General features: G+C 50.3%; 13 protein-coding genes. All 13 read left to right on the plus strand.

The features are described 5' to 3' along the window. The first annotated feature begins 268 nt into the window (after positions 1 to 268). The 13 genes from DXB70_RS05195 to DXB70_RS05260 all read left to right on the plus strand — a co-directional run bounded on the left by DXB70_RS05195 (position 269) and on the right by DXB70_RS05260 (position 15524). A complete protein-coding gene (locus tag DXB70_RS05195) occupies positions 269 to 1792 on the plus strand; it encodes a DUF512 domain-containing protein (RefSeq protein WP_118672805.1) in 1524 nt (507 codons plus the stop codon). A gap of 162 nt (positions 1793 to 1954) precedes the next feature. Then, the gene (gene der / locus DXB70_RS05200) at positions 1955 to 3286 is read left to right on the plus strand and encodes a ribosome biogenesis GTPase Der (protein WP_118481766.1); all 1332 of its coding nucleotides are present in this window, start codon (positions 1955 to 1957) and stop codon (positions 3284 to 3286) included. Beyond that, positions 3286 to 3918, plus strand: a complete 633-nt coding sequence (gene plsY / locus DXB70_RS05205; RefSeq protein ID WP_022359710.1) for a glycerol-3-phosphate 1-O-acyltransferase PlsY — start codon at positions 3286 to 3288, stop codon at positions 3916 to 3918. The genes der and plsY overlap by 1 nt, the downstream gene beginning before the upstream one ends. Before the next feature lie 257 nt (positions 3919 to 4175). Continuing rightward, positions 4176 to 5186: an NAD(P)H-dependent glycerol-3-phosphate dehydrogenase gene (locus DXB70_RS05210; RefSeq protein ID WP_118672806.1), complete on the plus strand. Its 1011-nt coding sequence runs from the start codon at positions 4176 to 4178 to the stop codon at positions 5184 to 5186. Between the two features lie 322 nt (positions 5187 to 5508). Beyond that, on the plus strand, positions 5509 to 6702 hold the full coding sequence (locus DXB70_RS05215) for an ABC transporter substrate-binding protein (protein ID WP_118672807.1): 1194 nt from the start codon (positions 5509 to 5511) through the stop codon (positions 6700 to 6702). Positions 6703 to 6991: 289 nt separating this feature from the next. After that, positions 6992 to 7873 (plus strand): branched-chain amino acid ABC transporter permease, encoded by an 882-nt coding sequence (locus tag DXB70_RS05225; protein ID WP_022359707.1) that lies wholly within the window; start codon positions 6992 to 6994, stop codon positions 7871 to 7873. A gap of 112 nt (positions 7874 to 7985) precedes the next feature. Then, positions 7986 to 9050, plus strand: a complete 1065-nt coding sequence (locus tag DXB70_RS05230; protein WP_118293682.1) for a branched-chain amino acid ABC transporter permease — start codon at positions 7986 to 7988, stop codon at positions 9048 to 9050. A 3-nt stretch (positions 9051 to 9053) separates the two neighbouring features. Continuing rightward, complete coding sequence (locus tag DXB70_RS05235) at positions 9054 to 9812, plus strand: ABC transporter ATP-binding protein (RefSeq protein ID WP_118672809.1); 759 nt, start codon at positions 9054 to 9056, stop codon at positions 9810 to 9812. 13 nt (positions 9813 to 9825) lie between these two features. Continuing rightward, entirely contained in the window at positions 9826 to 10536 is a 711-nt protein-coding gene (locus DXB70_RS05240) for an ABC transporter ATP-binding protein (protein WP_022359704.1), read from the plus strand. A 94-nt stretch (positions 10537 to 10630) separates the two neighbouring features. Further along, entirely contained in the window at positions 10631 to 12106 is a 1476-nt protein-coding gene (gene spoIVA, locus DXB70_RS05245; protein ID WP_106999830.1) for a stage IV sporulation protein A, read from the plus strand. Between the two features lie 208 nt (positions 12107 to 12314). Next, positions 12315 to 13922: an MBL fold metallo-hydrolase gene (locus tag DXB70_RS05250; RefSeq protein WP_117795317.1), complete on the plus strand. Its 1608-nt coding sequence runs from the start codon at positions 12315 to 12317 to the stop codon at positions 13920 to 13922. Positions 13923 to 13955: 33 nt separating this feature from the next. After that, positions 13956 to 14429 carry a ribonuclease HI gene (rnhA, locus tag DXB70_RS05255; RefSeq protein WP_022359619.1) on the plus strand — a complete coding sequence of 158 codons (474 nt, stop codon included), beginning with the start codon at positions 13956 to 13958 and terminating at the stop codon, positions 14427 to 14429. Between the two features lie 252 nt (positions 14430 to 14681). Then, entirely contained in the window at positions 14682 to 15524 is an 843-nt protein-coding gene (locus DXB70_RS05260) for a lysozyme inhibitor LprI family protein (RefSeq protein WP_118672810.1), read from the plus strand. Positions 15525 to 15534: the final 10 nt, after the last annotated feature.

Genomic DNA, 15534 nt, shown 5'->3' on the forward strand with positions numbered 1-15534 from the left:
GCGTACAAGTTTGTCTGCCATTTGCAGGACATAATACAACTACTTTATACCATTTTATGATAAGAAACGTCAATAGCAAATGAGAAAATTACAAAAAAAATCAAATATTTGGCGTGCTTTCATTTTTTATTTCATAGGACGTATTTTCCTGTGAAACAAAAAATCCGCATCTGCGAATCAGAAGCACAACTTTACAAAAAAGCTGATTACTGTTAATATAATACTGGATTCTTAGGGTTTAAAAATATTTGAAATGAGGATTTTATAAATGAAAAAAGGTCATCTGATAAAATCGGTCGATCCGGGCTCGATTGCGGAGGAAATGGAGCTGGAGCCGGGGGACGTCCTTCTGACGATCGATGGAGATGAGATAGAGGATATTTTTGATTATGAATATAAGATAAACAGTGAGGAGATCACGCTGCTGGTCCGCAAGAAGAACGGCGAGGAGTGGGAACTGGATATCGTAAATGAGTATCAGGATCTGGGGATTACCTTTGAAAATGGTCTGATGAGCGATTATCGTTCCTGCAGGAATAAGTGCATCTTCTGTTTCATCGACCAGATGCCGCCGGGCATGCGTGAGACACTGTATTTTAAGGACGATGATTCCAGACTTTCGTTCCTGCAGGGCAACTATATCACGCTGACGAATATGAAGGATAAGGATATTGAGCGGATTATCCGGTTTAAGCTGGCGCCGATCAATATTTCAGTGCAGACGACGAATCCGGAGCTGCGCTGCAAGATGCTTCATAACCGCTTTGCCGGTGAGGCACTCCAGAAAATCGACCGCCTGTATGAGGCGGATATCCCGATGAACGGTCAGATCGTTTTATGCCGGGGCGTCAATGACGGGGCGGAGTTAGATCGTTCGATCCGTGACCTGACGAAATACATTCCGGCGATGCAGAGTGTTTCGGTTGTGCCGGTCGGTCTCTCGAAGTACCGCGATGGTCTGTATCCGCTTGAGCCGTTTACACCGGAGCAGCTGGGCGATACCATTGATTTGATAGAGAAATGGCAGAAGAAGATCTATGCGGAACATGGTATTCACTTCATTCACGCCAGCGATGAATTTTATATGGGCGCCGGGCGCCCGCTTCCGGAAGCGGATCGCTATGATGGCTATATCCAGCTGGAAAATGGGGTCGGCATGATCCGCCTGATGGAGGAGGAGATAGCCGAGGCGCTGGAGCAGCTGCGTCCGGGAGAGGCTGGCGAGGTGTGCCCGGAGGAGATTTCGATTGCAACGGGACGGTTGGCTGCTCCGTATATTGAGCGGTATGCAGAGCGCGTGTGCCGCCAGTTTCCGGGGAAAAAGGTACATGTATATGCGATCCGCAATGATTTCTTTGGCGAGCGGATCACGGTGGCGGGGCTGATCACGGCAAAGGATCTGATTGCACAGTTAAAGGAACAGACGCTTGGCAGCCGCCTGCTGCTTCCAAGCGCCATGTTCCGAAGCGGCGAGGAGACATTTCTGGATGATCTGACCCGCACGGATGTACAAAATGCTTTACAAGTTCCGGTGGATATTGTAAAATCAAGCGGACGCGATTTTGTGGAAGCAATTCTGGCTCCTGTGAAGGAGGAAAGCTCCAGGCATGGCGAGTATGAGCCGGATCCGGAGGAATTTGCCGCTCAGATGGATGATAACTGGCAGGAAGAAGATCTGGATGGCGTACAGGTGTACGCATATGAGCCGGAAGACCTGGACGAGGATGCTCCGGATGAAGTCGTTTGTTTTGAAGAGGAAGACTCAGATCTGGAGGATGAGAAAGAAACGTGATGGCTGGAAATACAGTGGAAAACGTGCTTTCGGACACACAGAAAGAAAGCGTCTGGATGTGAAATGCATCACAATGAATGAAACAAGTAACTGGACAATAAAAATAGCAGCTGTGGATTTACAAACCAGCTGCGGAGCATGAAAATAAATGGAGGCATAAATATGAAAAAGAAACCGGTGGTGGCGGTCGTTGGACGTCCAAACGTGGGAAAATCCACCCTTTTCAACGTCCTTGCGGGCGATATGATTTCGATTGTAAAAGATACTCCAGGTGTAACGCGTGACCGTATTTACGCGGACTGTACCTGGTTAGACCATTCTTTTACCCTGATCGATACTGGCGGTATCGAGCCGGATACGAAGGATATTATCCTGTCCCAGATGCGTGAGCAGGCGGAGATCGCGATCGCGACGGCGGATGTGATCCTGTTTATCGTAGATGTGCGTCAGGGCATGACCGATTCGGATTCCAAGGTGGCGGATATGCTGCGTAAATCGAGAAAACCGGTTGTTCTGGCGGTCAATAAAGTAGACAATCCGGCGAAATTTGGCAATGACGTCTATGAGTTCTACAACCTCGGCATCGGTGATCCGGTAGCGATCTCGGCAGCCTCCCGTCTGGGACTGGGCGATCTGCTGGATGAAGTCGTGGCACATTTCCCGGAGGGAAGCGGTGACGAGGAAGAGGATGACCGTCCGAGAGTGGCGATTGTCGGAAAACCAAACGTAGGTAAATCTTCTATTATAAATAAGCTTCTGGGCGAGAACCGCGTCATCGTATCGGATATCGCCGGTACGACCCGCGATGCAGTCGATACAGAGATTGTCCGCAACGGTACCGAGTATGTCTTTATCGATACGGCAGGTCTGCGCCGCAAGAGCAAGATCAAGGAGGAGCTGGAGCGCTACAGCATCATCCGTACCGTAACGGCGGTTGAGAGAGCGGATGTGGTTCTGATGGTCATCGACGCGAAAGAGGGAGTAACCGAGCAGGATGCAAAGATTGCCGGTATTGCACATGAGCGTGGAAAAGGTATTATCATCGTGGTAAATAAATGGGATGCGATCGATAAGACCGATAAGACTATTTATGAGTACACCAATAAGATTAAGACCGTTCTGTCCTTTATTCCGTATGCGGAGTTCGTGTTCGTATCCGCACTGACCGGACAGCGTATGAATAAGCTGTTTGAGATGATCGACATGGTGCGCGAAAATCAGACACTGCGTATTGCAACCGGCGTTCTCAATGAGATCCTGGCAGAGGCAGTGGCACTGCAGCAGCCGCCGTCTGACAAGGGCAAGCGTTTAAAGCTCTACTATATGACACAGGTAGCGGTCAAACCGCCGACATTTGTTGTGTTTGTCAATGATAAGGAACTGATGCATTTCTCATATACACGGTATCTCGAGAACAAGATCCGTGACGCATTCGGATTCAAGGGAACTTCCTTAAAATTCCTGATCCGCGAGAGAAAGGGGAAGGATCAATAATGGAACGTCTCATCTGTATTGTGATTGGCTATATCTTTGGTCTGATCCAGTCCGGCTATCTGTATGGAAAGGCGAATCATATGGATATCCGCCAGTACGGCAGCGGAAATGCCGGTTCTACGAACGTCCTGCGTGTGATGGGAAAGAAAGCGGGCGCGATCGTATTTTTAGGGGACTTTTTCAAGGCGGTGTTTGCAATGGCAGTCTGCCGTCTGCTGTTTAAGGGAAATGCGGACGTGGATCTTCTTGCATTGTATGCGGGTCTGGGAGTCACACTCGGTCACAATTTCCCGTTTTACCTGAAATTCAAGGGCGGCAAGGGAATTGCCTGCATGGCGGGCATCATGACAGCGATGGATCTGCGGATTACGCTGACCTGTTTCGTGATTTTCTCCGTGACGGTGTTCCTGACCCGCTATGTATCGCTTGGTTCGATTCTTGTGTCGATCACCTTTTTTGCAGAGCTTGTGATCTTTGAGAGCATGGGTTCCTACCGGGTAAGCACGCCGAACCGCATCCAGTTCTATGCACTGGGCGCGATTCTGATGTGCATGGCGATCTGGCGCCATCGGAGCAATATTGGGCGTCTGTTGTCCGGCACAGAAAACAAACTGGGCGCGAAGAAATCATGAAAGAAGTTTAACAACACTTTACATAGTTGCCATAAGGTAATTGTTCACAGGTAGGCACTTTTGGAACCGAAAGTGCCGTAAGAAAACGTGGTGGCAGCAGGAATTTGCCGTATTGAAATGCGAGCCACGGCAAATTCCGTTACTGGGCACGTATGCGTGAACAGTAACGTCATAAGTAACGGGAATGTATAAAAAATTCCAAAAAACATTGACCTGTAGAGAGAAGAAGAGAGAAAAGCAGGTCGGGAGGTATCAGGATGGCAGCAGTAGGAATTATCGGAGCCGGAACCTGGGGCACAGCCCTGGCGATGCTTCTGAACAATAATGGACACGATGTGACAATCTGGTCGGCATTTGATACAGAGATCCAGGAAATGAGCCGCACCAGACGGCACAAAAATCTGCCGGAGGTTGTACTTCCGGATCCGATCCAGATGACAGCGGATCTGCGCACCGCGATGGCAGAGAAGGATATGCTGATTATGGCGGTTCCGTCCGTCTATGTCCGCAGTACGGCGGCGAAGATGAAGGAATACCTGCGTTACGGTCAGATCGTTGTGGATGTGGCGAAAGGAATCGAGGAGCAGAGTCTTATGACGATGTCACAGGTCATCGAGGAGGAACTTCCGCTGGCGGAGGTAGCCGTCCTTTCCGGACCGAGCCATGCCGAGGAGGTGAGCCGGGGACTTCCGACTACCTGTGTGGCAGCGGCGCACCGCAAAAAGACTGCTGAGTTCATGCAGAGTGTGTTTATGAGCCCGGTGTTCCGTGTTTACACCAGCCCGGATATGCTGGGCGTGGAAATTGGCGCGGCTCTTAAAAATGTCATTGCGCTGGCAGCCGGTACCGCGGATGGGTTGGGATGCGGCGATAACACGAAGGCGGCGCTGATCACCCGCGGAATTGCGGAGATTGCCCGTCTGGGTATTGCAATGGGCGGAAAACAGCAGACCTTCTACGGATTATCCGGCATCGGTGATTTGATCGTAACCTGTGCGAGCATGCACAGCCGCAACCGCCGGGCGGGTATCCTGATTGGAAAGGGATACACGATGGATGAGGCGATGAAGGAAGTGCAGATGGTTGTCGAGGGCGTTTATTCTGCGAAAGCCGGTCTTCTGCTGGCACAGAAATACGGCTGCGATATGCCGATCGTTTCCCAGGTCAACCAGGTGTTGTTTGACGGGAAATCTCCGAAAGAGGCGCTGGCGGATCTGATGATGCGCGATCCGCGGATTGAATCGAGCGATCTTCCGTGGAAGGGATAATTCAGAAGGCAGTCATTATTCTGAATTTGAGTGATATAATTCAGAATAATAGCAATGAGACCTACTATTTTTTTCTGGAAAATGCAGGTGTCCACGTCAGGTGGACAAAAGCTTATAAAAGTGTTTGCTATAACCTGTAAGAATGCTTAATATAACTACGAGATCTGGAAAAGAGAGAATTTAGCGAAAAAAAACGAAAATCCGCTAAATTCCCTCTTTTTTAAGTGGTTTTTGTATTGACAATTAGAGGGGTAAAATTTATAATTGCCTCATTCAAATAGTTGTTGTATTCCATTGCAGCATAGAATTGGAGGAGAATATTATGAAAAAAAGAGTAGTTAGTCTTGGACTTGCAGCCATGATGGCGATGTCTATGACCGCTTGCGGTGGCTCTGGAAATGCGAGCACTTCTGAATCAGCAGCAGAAGACGCACAGGGCGCAGAGGGAGCTGACGGCGAAGTATTTAAAATTGGCGGTATCGGACCGATCACCGGTGCGGCTGGCGCTTACGGCGAGGCTGTAAAGAATGGTACTGAGCTGGCAATCAATGAGATCAACAAGGCTGGCGGTATCAATGGTTATCAGGTAGCGTTCAACTTCCAGGATGATGAGAATGATCCGGAGAAGGCGATCAACGCATACAATACCTTAAAAGACTGGAACATGCAGATGCTTCTTGGTACCGTTACTTCCAAGCCGTGTATCGCAGTTGTAGCAGAGACAGCAGCAGATAACCTGTTCCAGCTGACTCCGTCCGGATCTGCTGTTGAGAGTATTTCCGGCGACAACGCATTCCGCGTATGCTATTCTGACCCGGATCAGGGACGTGCATCCGCTCAGTACATCGGCGAGCACAAACTGGCAACCAAGATCGCTATCATCTACGACAGCTCCAGCGAGTACTCCGATGGTATCCGCGAGTCCTTCGTAGCAGAGGCCCCGAATCAGGGTCTGGAGGTAGTAGCCAGCGAGGCATTTACATCTGATAACAATACCGATTTCTCCGTACAGCTTGATAAAGCAAAAGAGTCCGGCGCTGATCTGGTATTCCTGCCGATCTACTATCAGGAGGCATCTGTTATCCTGAAACAGGCAAACGATAAAGATTTCCACCCGCAGTTCTTCGGCTGTGATGGTATGGACGGTATCCTGAGCGTTGATGGCTTTGATAAGTCCTTAGCAGAAGGTCTGATGCTTCTGACTCCGTTCTCCGTAGACGAGGAGTCCAGCCAGGACTTCGTAACTGCTTACCGTGATGCTTACGGCATCGACCCGCTTCAGTTCGCAGCAGATGCTTACGACGGCGTATATGCAATTAAGGCAGCTGCAGAGAAGGCAGAGATCACACCGGATATGAGCACTTCCGATATCTGCGATGCACTGAAAACAGCTATGACTGAGATCCAGATCGATGGTCTGACCGGTACAGAGATGCACTGGACGGCAGAAGGCGAGCCGCAGAAAGCGCCGAAAGCTGTAGAGATCAAAGACGGTAAATATGAGATGATGCAGTAATTAAAAATTTAAAAACTGCAGAACCGTTGCGGCTATATGTATGTAGCTCTGATGGGACTGTTACTGGATGTCCGGCGGCGCAGATGGCTGCCGGGCATTTAGTAACAGCTTTCTTTTTAAAACGGTTCACTGCACATGCTTGCCTGCGACGGCGACCGGGTGTTTGCTTTCTGCGGACTGTGAGACGGTCATGTTTGTTCTGCAAATTCGGTCACAGGTAAACATGTGCAGCGAAATGCGTGTACAGGGAAATGCGAAAACGTAGAAACAAAGAGGTAGGTGTATACATATGAGTTTTCTTTCTTATTTAATCAATGGCATCAGTCTGGGAAGTGTCTATGCGATCATTGCACTGGGCTACACCATGGTTTATGGCATCGCGCGTATGCTGAACTTCGCACACGGCGATATCATCATGGTAGGCGGTTTCACAGTGTTTACGATTGTCACAACGATGGGCGGTTCTCCGGTTGTGGGTATTCTGGCTTCGGTGGTTGTGTGTACAGTGCTGGGCGTTACGATCGAGCGAGTTGCATACAGACCGCTGCGTGACGCGTCCCCGCTGGCAGTTCTGATTACCGCGATCGGTGTCAGTTATCTGCTCCAGAACGTGGCGCTTCTGATTTTTGGTTCCAATGCGAGACAGTTTACATCAGTTATTACTGTACCGGCATTAAAGCTGGCTGGCGGCAAGCTTTCGATCTCCAGTGTCACGATCGTGACGATTTTAAGCTGTATCGTAATTATGGCTGCCCTGATGACATTTATCAACAAGACGAAAATGGGGCAGGCGATGTTGGCGGTTTCTGAGGATCGCGGTGCGGCAACCTTGATGGGTATCAATGTAAACCGCACGATCTCCGTAACCTTTGCGATTGGTTCCGCTCTGGCGGCAGTAGCAGGCGTGCTGCTCTGCTCGGCGTACCCGTCCCTGTCCCCGTACACCGGTTCCATGCCGGGTATCAAGGCATTCGTGGCAGCAGTATTTGGCGGTATCGGTTCGATTCCGGGCGCATTTATCGGCGGTATCCTGCTTGGTATCATTGAAAACCTTGCCAAGGCGTATATTTCCTCCCAGCTTTCTGACGCGATCGTATTCTCTGTCCTGATTATCGTGCTTCTGGTCCGCCCGACCGGTATTCTCGGCAAGAAGATGACGGAGAAAGTATAATAGAGAAAATTATACGATGGTTCATGCCGGGGACTTTTGAAACGGAAAGTGCCGTGTGAAAACAAGATGGTGCATGAACTGCAATAAGCAAGAGAAAGTGCAGGTGTTTAAAATGAACGCATATAAAAATAAAATTCGGATTCAGAATGCGATCACATATGCGATTGTAATCGGCTGTTACATTCTGATTCAGATTATGATGGCAGGCGGCCATGTAAACAGTCTTTTAAAGGGTATTCTGGTTCCACTTTGTACCTATACGATTTTGGCGGTTTCCTTAAACCTCACGGTTGGTATTCTCGGCGAGCTGAGTCTGGGTCATGCCGGATTCATGTGTGCGGGTGCGTTTTCAGGTGCATTTTTTAATCATGCCATGAAAAATCTGATCGCAAGCAACCAGGTACGCTTCATTCTGGCGCTCTTTGTCGGTGCGGCGGTAGCGGCGGTATTTGGTATCCTCATCGGTATTCCGGTTCTGCGTCTGAAAGGAGACTATCTGGCGATTGTAACGCTGGCATTCGGTGAGATCGTTAAAAATATTATCAATGTTCTGTACGTCGGCATCGACGGAAACGGAATCCACGTTTCCATGAAAGATGTAGCTTCCTTAAAGCTGGCAGCGGACGGTCAGGTGATCATCAAGGGTGCACAGGGTATCACAGGTACACCGAAGACGGCGACCTTTACGATCGGCATTATCCTGGTACTCCTGACCCTGTTTATTGTATTGAATATCATCAATTCCCGGACAGGCCGTGCGATCATGGCGATCCGCGACAACCGTATTGCGGCAGAGTCTGTGGGTATCAATATCACGAAATACAAACTGATGGCATTTACCATCTCTGCTTCCTTAGCCGGTGTGGCAGGCGTTCTGTACGCACACAACCTGGCGACGCTGGCAGCGACCCCGAAAAGCTTCGGTTATAATATGTCCATTATGATCCTTGTATTTGTGGTTCTGGGCGGCATCGGAAATATCCGTGGTTCCATGATCGCGGCGGTTATCTTAACCCTGCTTCCGGAGATGCTTCGAAGCCTCAATAATTACCGTATGCTGATTTACGCGGTCGTCCTGATTGCAATGATGCTTTTGACCTCCAGCCCGAAGGCGATCGAGGTCCGCGAGCGCATCTTTTCATCATTCCGGAAAAAGAAGACAGAAGGGGAGGCGTAAATCATGGCAATGCTGGATGTAAAAAATTTAAGTATTTCTTTTGGCGGTCTGAAAGCGGTCGATGATTTCAGCATCACGATAGAAAAAGGACAGCTCTACGGTTTGATCGGACCGAACGGCGCTGGTAAAACGACTATTTTCAACCTTTTGACGGGCGTGTACAAGCCGGATGGTGGATGGATTCTGCTGGATGGAAAGGACATTACCGGTCACAAGGCAATCCAGATCAATCAGGCAGGCATCGCGAGAACCTTCCAGAATATCCGTCTGTTCAAGGAGCTGAGTGTGCTTGACAATGTAAAGGTTGGTCTTCACAACCATCATAAATATTCTACGCTGAGCGGCATTCTGCGTCTTCCGTCCTATTACAAGGTTGAGAAAGAGATGGATGAGCGCGCAATGGAGCTTTTGAAGGTGTTTGACCTCGACAAAGAGTTTGATTATAAGGCATCGAACCTCCCATACGGCAAGCAGAGAAAGCTGGAGATCGCCAGAGCGCTGGCGACCGAGCCGAAGCTTCTGCTTCTTGACGAGCCGGCAGCCGGCATGAACCCGAATGAGACGGCAGAGCTGATGAAGACGATCCGTTTCGTGCGCGATCATTTTGATATGACCGTACTTCTCATTGAGCATGATATGAAGCTGGTCTCCGGTATCTGCGAGCGCCTGACGGTCTTAAACTTCGGTCATATGCTGGCAGAGGGACCGACCAGCGAAGTACTCAGCAATCCAGAAGTTATCAAAGCATATCTGGGAGAATAGGGGGAAGTTTCGTATGTCAATGCTGGAAGTAAAAGATTTACAGGTATATTATGGTGTGATACAGGCACTCAAGGGAATTTCCTTTGAGGTAGAACAGGGCGATGTGGTAGCGCTGATCGGTGCCAACGGAGCCGGAAAGACGACGACGCTTCACACGATCACGGGTCTGCTGCCGTCCAAGGCAGGCAATATCACATTTGAGGGAACGGATATTACCCATGTACCGGGCTATAAGCTGGTATCAATGGGAATCGCCCACGTGCCGGAGGGGCGCCGTGTGTTCGCTTCCCTGACGGTTCTCCAGAACCTGAAAATGGGTGCGTATACGAGAAATGACAAGAAGGAAATTGAAGATACGATCGAAATGATTTACAAGCGTTTCCCGCGTCTGAAAGAGCGCAAGAACCAGCTTGCCGGAACTTTGTCCGGCGGCGAGCAGCAGATGCTTGCGATGGGACGCGCCCTCATGAGCCACCCGCGCCTGATCGTTCTCGACGAGCCGTCGATGGGTCTGTCCCCACTCTATGTTAATGAGATTTTCGATATTATCCAGGAAATCAACAAGGACGGCGTGACTGTTCTTCTGGTCGAGCAGAATGCGAAAAAAGCGCTCTCCATTTCCAACAAAGCATATGTGCTTGAGACGGGCAATATCGTTCTGAGCGGTGATGCGAAAGAACTGATGAATAATGAGAGAGTGAAGAAGGCTTATCTGAGCGAATAAAAATGTTCTGTGAGCCGGAGCTTTCCAAATGGGAATATTCATAACCCCCTTATGGTCTGAATACATTGTATCAGCAGACCAAGGGGGTATTTTTATGGATCATTTTAATGTATACAGCGATATCCAGGCGCGAACCGGCGGCGAGATCTATATTGGGGTGGTTGGTCCGGTTCGGACAGGGAAATCGACCTTTATTAAGCGCTTTATGGAACTTCTCGTCCTTCCGGGGCTGGAAGATGTCCATGCCCGCGAGCGCGCCCGGGATGAACTTCCCCAGTCTTCGGCGGGGAAAACGATCATGACAACGGAACCGAAATTTATCCCTAAAGAGGCGGCAAAGCTCTCGCTTGGGGACGGTGTGGAGGTGCGGGTCCGCCTGATCGACTGCGTCGGTTTCATGGTGGAGGGCGCTGCCGGTCATATTGAAAACGAGAAAGAACGCATGGTGCGGACGCCGTGGTATGAGGAGGAGATCCCATTTACAGCGGCAGCCGAGCTGGGAACGCGCAAGGTCATCACGGATCATTCGACGATCGGGCTTGTGGTTACGGCGGACGGCAGTTTCGGGGAGTTGAAACGGGAGAATTATGTTCCGGCGGAAGAGAAGACCGTGCAGGAACTGAAAAAACTGGGAAAGCCGTTTCTGGTGCTTTTAAACTCGCAGAAACCATATTCGGAGGAGACGCGGGCGCTGGCAGCCCGGATGACCGAAAAATATGAGGTGCAGGTGCTCCCAGTCAACTGTGAGCAGCTGCGCGCCGAGGATATCCGGGAGATTCTGGGGCAGGTGCTTCTGGAATTCCCGGTCACGGAGATCGATTTTTCGATTCCGAAATGGCTGGAGATTCTGCCAAACAGCCATTGGCTTAAATCGGAGGTCATACAGGCAGTCCGGGGGATGATGGATCGGACGGTACATATGCGCGATGTGGCGTTGGCGCTGCCGGAGGAAACCGGGGAAGCGATCCGCCGGATCCGGATTGTATCAATGAAAATGGATGATGGCAGCGTTCAGGCGGTGGTCGAGCTGGACGACGGACATTATTATCAGATCCTCAGCGAGTATGTGGGAATGCCGATCGAGGGCGAGTACCAGCTGATGCAGACCTTGAAGCGGTTGGCGTCGATGCAGAGCGAGTATGAAAAGGCATCCGTGGCGCTCACGCAGGCACGCAAGAAGGGCTATGGGGTTGTCACGCCGGAACGCGGGGAGATCGTTCTCGATGAGCCGCAGGTGGTGCGCCACGGCAATAAATATGGAGTCAAAATGAAAGCGCAGGCGCCGTCCATCAATCTCATCAAGGCGCAGATTGAGACTGAGATCGCGCCGATTGTGGGAAATGAACAGCAGGCAGAGGATTTGATCCGATACATCCGGGAGAATGCTGGAAAAGGTGAGGAAGGCATCTGGGAAACCAATATTTTTGGAAAATCAATCGCCCAGATCGTCGATGATGGGATTCAGGCGAAGATCTCCCAGCTCACTGAGGACTGCCAGGTGAAGCTGCAGGATACGCTGCAGAAAATCATCAATGACAGCAATGGGGGGATGATCTGTATTATTATATAATAGAATAGGTCTGGCTCTTGTTGGGAAAATGGTGCGTTGTCTGGAATGGGAATGTGGGACAGATAAGGTGATTTTATGAAAATTTTATCGAAACTTTATCGGGGAAATTGCAAAATTGTCAGAAATCAGTTATAATGAAGCTAATAGCAAAAACACTTTCCGCAAGGGGTATGCGGAAACATAAACGACAGAACAGGGGGCTGATTTTATGAGGCTTACATTTATCGGTGCGGATCATGAGGTTACAGGCAGCTGTCATTTTCTGGAGGCATGCGGGCTGAATATTCTGATTGACTGCGGTATGGAACAGGGGATCAACAAGTATGAAAATGCAGAACTTCCGATTCCGTATTCGGATGTGGACTATGTGTTGGTGACGCACGCCCATATCGATCATGTGGGATTGCTTCCACTTATCTATGCGAGGGGATTCCGCGGACAGATTATGGCGACGCGCGCGACCTGCGATCTGTGTGATATCATGCTGAAAGATTGCGCCCATATCCAGGAGTCAGAAGCGGAGTGGAAAAACCGGAAAGCCATGCGTGCCGGAAAACCGGAGGTGACACCGATTTACACGATGAACGATGCAGAAGGGGTACTGCATCACTTTGTCCCCTGCAATTACAATGAGATTATCCGTCTGAATGACAATCTGGAGATTCGGTTTGTCGATGTGGGACATCTGCTTGGTTCGGCTTCGATCGAGATCTGGATGAAGGAAGACGATTGTTCCAAGAAGATTGTATTTTCAGGTGATATCGGTAACAAAAACAAGCCGCTCATCCGCAGCCCGCAGTACATCCGTCAGGCGGATTATGTTGTCATGGAGAGCACTTACGGCGGTCGGTTCCACAAGAATACAGGCGATCACGTGGAAGAATTTGCCCGCGTGATTCAGGAGACGCTGGATAAGGGCGGCAATGTCGTGATCCCGGCATTTGCGGTCGGCAGAACGCAGGAAGTGTTGAATTACATCCGTATTATCAAGGAGAAAAACCTTGTAACCGGGCACGGCGTATTTCCGGTTTACTTAGACAGCCCGATGGCGGTGGAAGCGACCGGCGTGTTCAAGGACAATATGATGGATTGCTACAATGAGGAGACGAAGGAGCTGGTAAAAAAGGGCATCAATCCGATTTCTTTCCCGGGTCTGCATCTCTCGATCACCAGCAGCGATTCCGTTGCAATCAACTTTAACGAGGAACCGAAGGTTATCATCTCGGCAGCCGGCATGTGTGATGCGGGCCGTATCCGCCATCATCTGAAACACAACCTCTGGAGACCGGAGTGTACGATTTTGTTTGCTGGCTATCAGGCAGTCGGCACACTGGGACGCAGCATTATTGAGGGACGCGAGGAAGTGAAGCTGTTCGGTGAGTCGATCGAGGTCAAAGCACGGATCGAGAAGATCGAGGGCATCAGCGGCCATGCGGACGAGACCGGGCTTTTGGAGTGGGTTGGCAGTTTTATGGAAAAACCGTCCCAGGTCTTCGTGGTACACGGCGATGACACAGTGTGCGATGCATTTGCAGAGACGGTCAAGGAAACTTACGGCATCAATGCGATGGCTCCGTTCTCCGGCAGTTCCTACGACCTGAAAGAGGGATGCTTCGTGACTGTTACGAAGGGTATTCCGATTCAGAAACCGGCAGTGAACGAAGCAACGAAGAAAGCGGCTGGTGTATTTGCCCGCCTGCTGGCAGCCTGCGACCGCCTGCGCCGTGTTGTTATGCATAACGAGGGCGGGGCGAACAAAGATTTGGCACGTTTTGCCGACCAGATCAACTCGCTCTGCGATAAGTGGGACCGCTAAGCTTCAATAATAGACATAAAGGAGATTTCTGACTTGAAAGTAACTATATACACAGACGGCGCCGCCCGCGGTAATCCAGATGGTCCGGGCGGATTTGGAACCGTCATTCACTATGTAGATCCGGCAGGAAAACTGCACACGAAAGAGATTTCCGGCGGCTACAAACGAACTACGAACAACCGTATGGAGCTGATGGCAGCTATCGCCGGTCTCGAGGCGCTCAACCGCCCCTGCGAGATCGAACTCTATTCAGATTCCCAGTATCTCGTCAACGCTTTTAACCAGCACTGGATCGAGGGTTGGATCAAAAAGGGCTGGAAACGCGGCAAAAATGAGGAGGTTAAGAATGTAGATCTATGGAAGCGCCTGCTCGCTGCCAAGGAACCCCATCAGATTTCGTTTTTCTGGGTGAAGGGGCATAATGGGCATCCGGAGAATGAGAGATGTGACTTTTTGGCTACTTCGGCGGCGGATGGGGACGAGCTGATGGTGGATCCGGGGGTATAGCTCGTTACAGCTCACACATGTGTGCCCAGTAACAGGATTTTGCCGATGCTTCGCATTCCAAATCGGCAAAATCTGCATCCGGAACTGTATTGTACGGAATTTTCAGTTCAGAAAATTCCTACCTATGAGCAGTTACTATAACAACCCTTACGATATGTTTACATCTTTCGATCATCTATTTTCAAACCGTCTTAAATGTGCTATTTTAAAATTATCAAGTGAACAGGAATAGCAAAGGCGGTTGAGAGTAATTTGAAAAATAAAGGAATGATCGCTGCCCTCGGTCTGATTCTGGTGCTGGGGATTGTGACGACGGCGGCAACGCGGCGTTATATCCGGGAGCAGGCGGGAAGTGAGAGAAGCCTGACGGTCGGACCGGAGGCGATGTATGAGGCGGAACCATTTGCGGCGGAAGCAGCGGAAAATGGTCTGGCGGAGGATGCGCCGGAGCCATCTTCTAAAAAAATGGCGCATGCGGAAAGCGTGGGGACAGAAGATAGAGCCTGTATGCAGGCGGAAGGAGATGTTTCTGTCCAGTCTTTAGGTGAACAAAAGGAAAAACGTGCAGATAATCGGGCGGCTGCTAAGGCGGCAGAGAAGCAGAGCGCGGGCGATGAGTCGGATCATTCTGTGAATACAGGGGCGGTTGTGTCCCCGGTTGAAAATGGAATTGTATCTCCTGCGCGAGGCGCGTCCTCCGGGACAGGTGCAGGCTCGGACCGGACAGCGGAAGATTACCGGAACCGGCTGGGCGAGATCGAGAATACGATTCAAAACCTGGAAAATTCGGAAAGTGCGAATACGACCGACGCGATGCGGGAGGCGGTCGCGTATGAGTACCGGCTCTGGGATGCCGAATTAAATCAGATTTATCAGGCAATCATGGCGGTGCTTCCAGACGAGGAGACAGACACGCTGCGTGGTCGGGAACGCAGATGGATCCGGGAACGTGATACGGCGGCGAAACAGGCGGCGGAGCGCTACAAGGGCGGCACGATGGAAAATGTCGAGTACACGGCGTCGCTGGCAAATTCGACGCGGGATCGGGCGTATGAGCTTTTGGATTTGTATGAATCGTATCTTCCGGCAGAGTAGTGAAAAAATT

The sequence above is a fragment of the Clostridium sp. OM05-5BH genome (assembly GCF_003481505.1).
Classification (GTDB): Bacteria; Bacillota; Clostridia; order Lachnospirales; family Lachnospiraceae; genus Otoolea; species Otoolea fessa.

Coding starts and splice junctions, on each gene's coding strand:
- DXB70_RS05235 (WP_118672809.1), top strand. CDS start 9,054: ATGGCAATGCTGGATGTAAAAAATTTAAGTATTTCTTTTGGCGGTCTG.
- plsY (WP_022359710.1), top strand. CDS start 3,286: ATGGAACGTCTCATCTGTATTGTGATTGGCTATATCTTTGGTCTGATC.
- DXB70_RS05240 (WP_022359704.1), top strand. CDS start 9,826: ATGTCAATGCTGGAAGTAAAAGATTTACAGGTATATTATGGTGTGATA.
- DXB70_RS05230 (WP_118293682.1), top strand. CDS start 7,986: ATGAACGCATATAAAAATAAAATTCGGATTCAGAATGCGATCACATAT.
- DXB70_RS05215 (WP_118672807.1), top strand. CDS start 5,509: ATGAAAAAAAGAGTAGTTAGTCTTGGACTTGCAGCCATGATGGCGATG.
- DXB70_RS05250 (WP_117795317.1), top strand. CDS start 12,315: ATGAGGCTTACATTTATCGGTGCGGATCATGAGGTTACAGGCAGCTGT.
- DXB70_RS05195 (WP_118672805.1), top strand. CDS start 269: ATGAAAAAAGGTCATCTGATAAAATCGGTCGATCCGGGCTCGATTGCG.
- DXB70_RS05225 (WP_022359707.1), top strand. CDS start 6,992: ATGAGTTTTCTTTCTTATTTAATCAATGGCATCAGTCTGGGAAGTGTC.
- spoIVA (WP_106999830.1), top strand. CDS start 10,631: ATGGATCATTTTAATGTATACAGCGATATCCAGGCGCGAACCGGCGGC.
- der (WP_118481766.1), top strand. CDS start 1,955: ATGAAAAAGAAACCGGTGGTGGCGGTCGTTGGACGTCCAAACGTGGGA.
- DXB70_RS05210 (WP_118672806.1), top strand. CDS start 4,176: ATGGCAGCAGTAGGAATTATCGGAGCCGGAACCTGGGGCACAGCCCTG.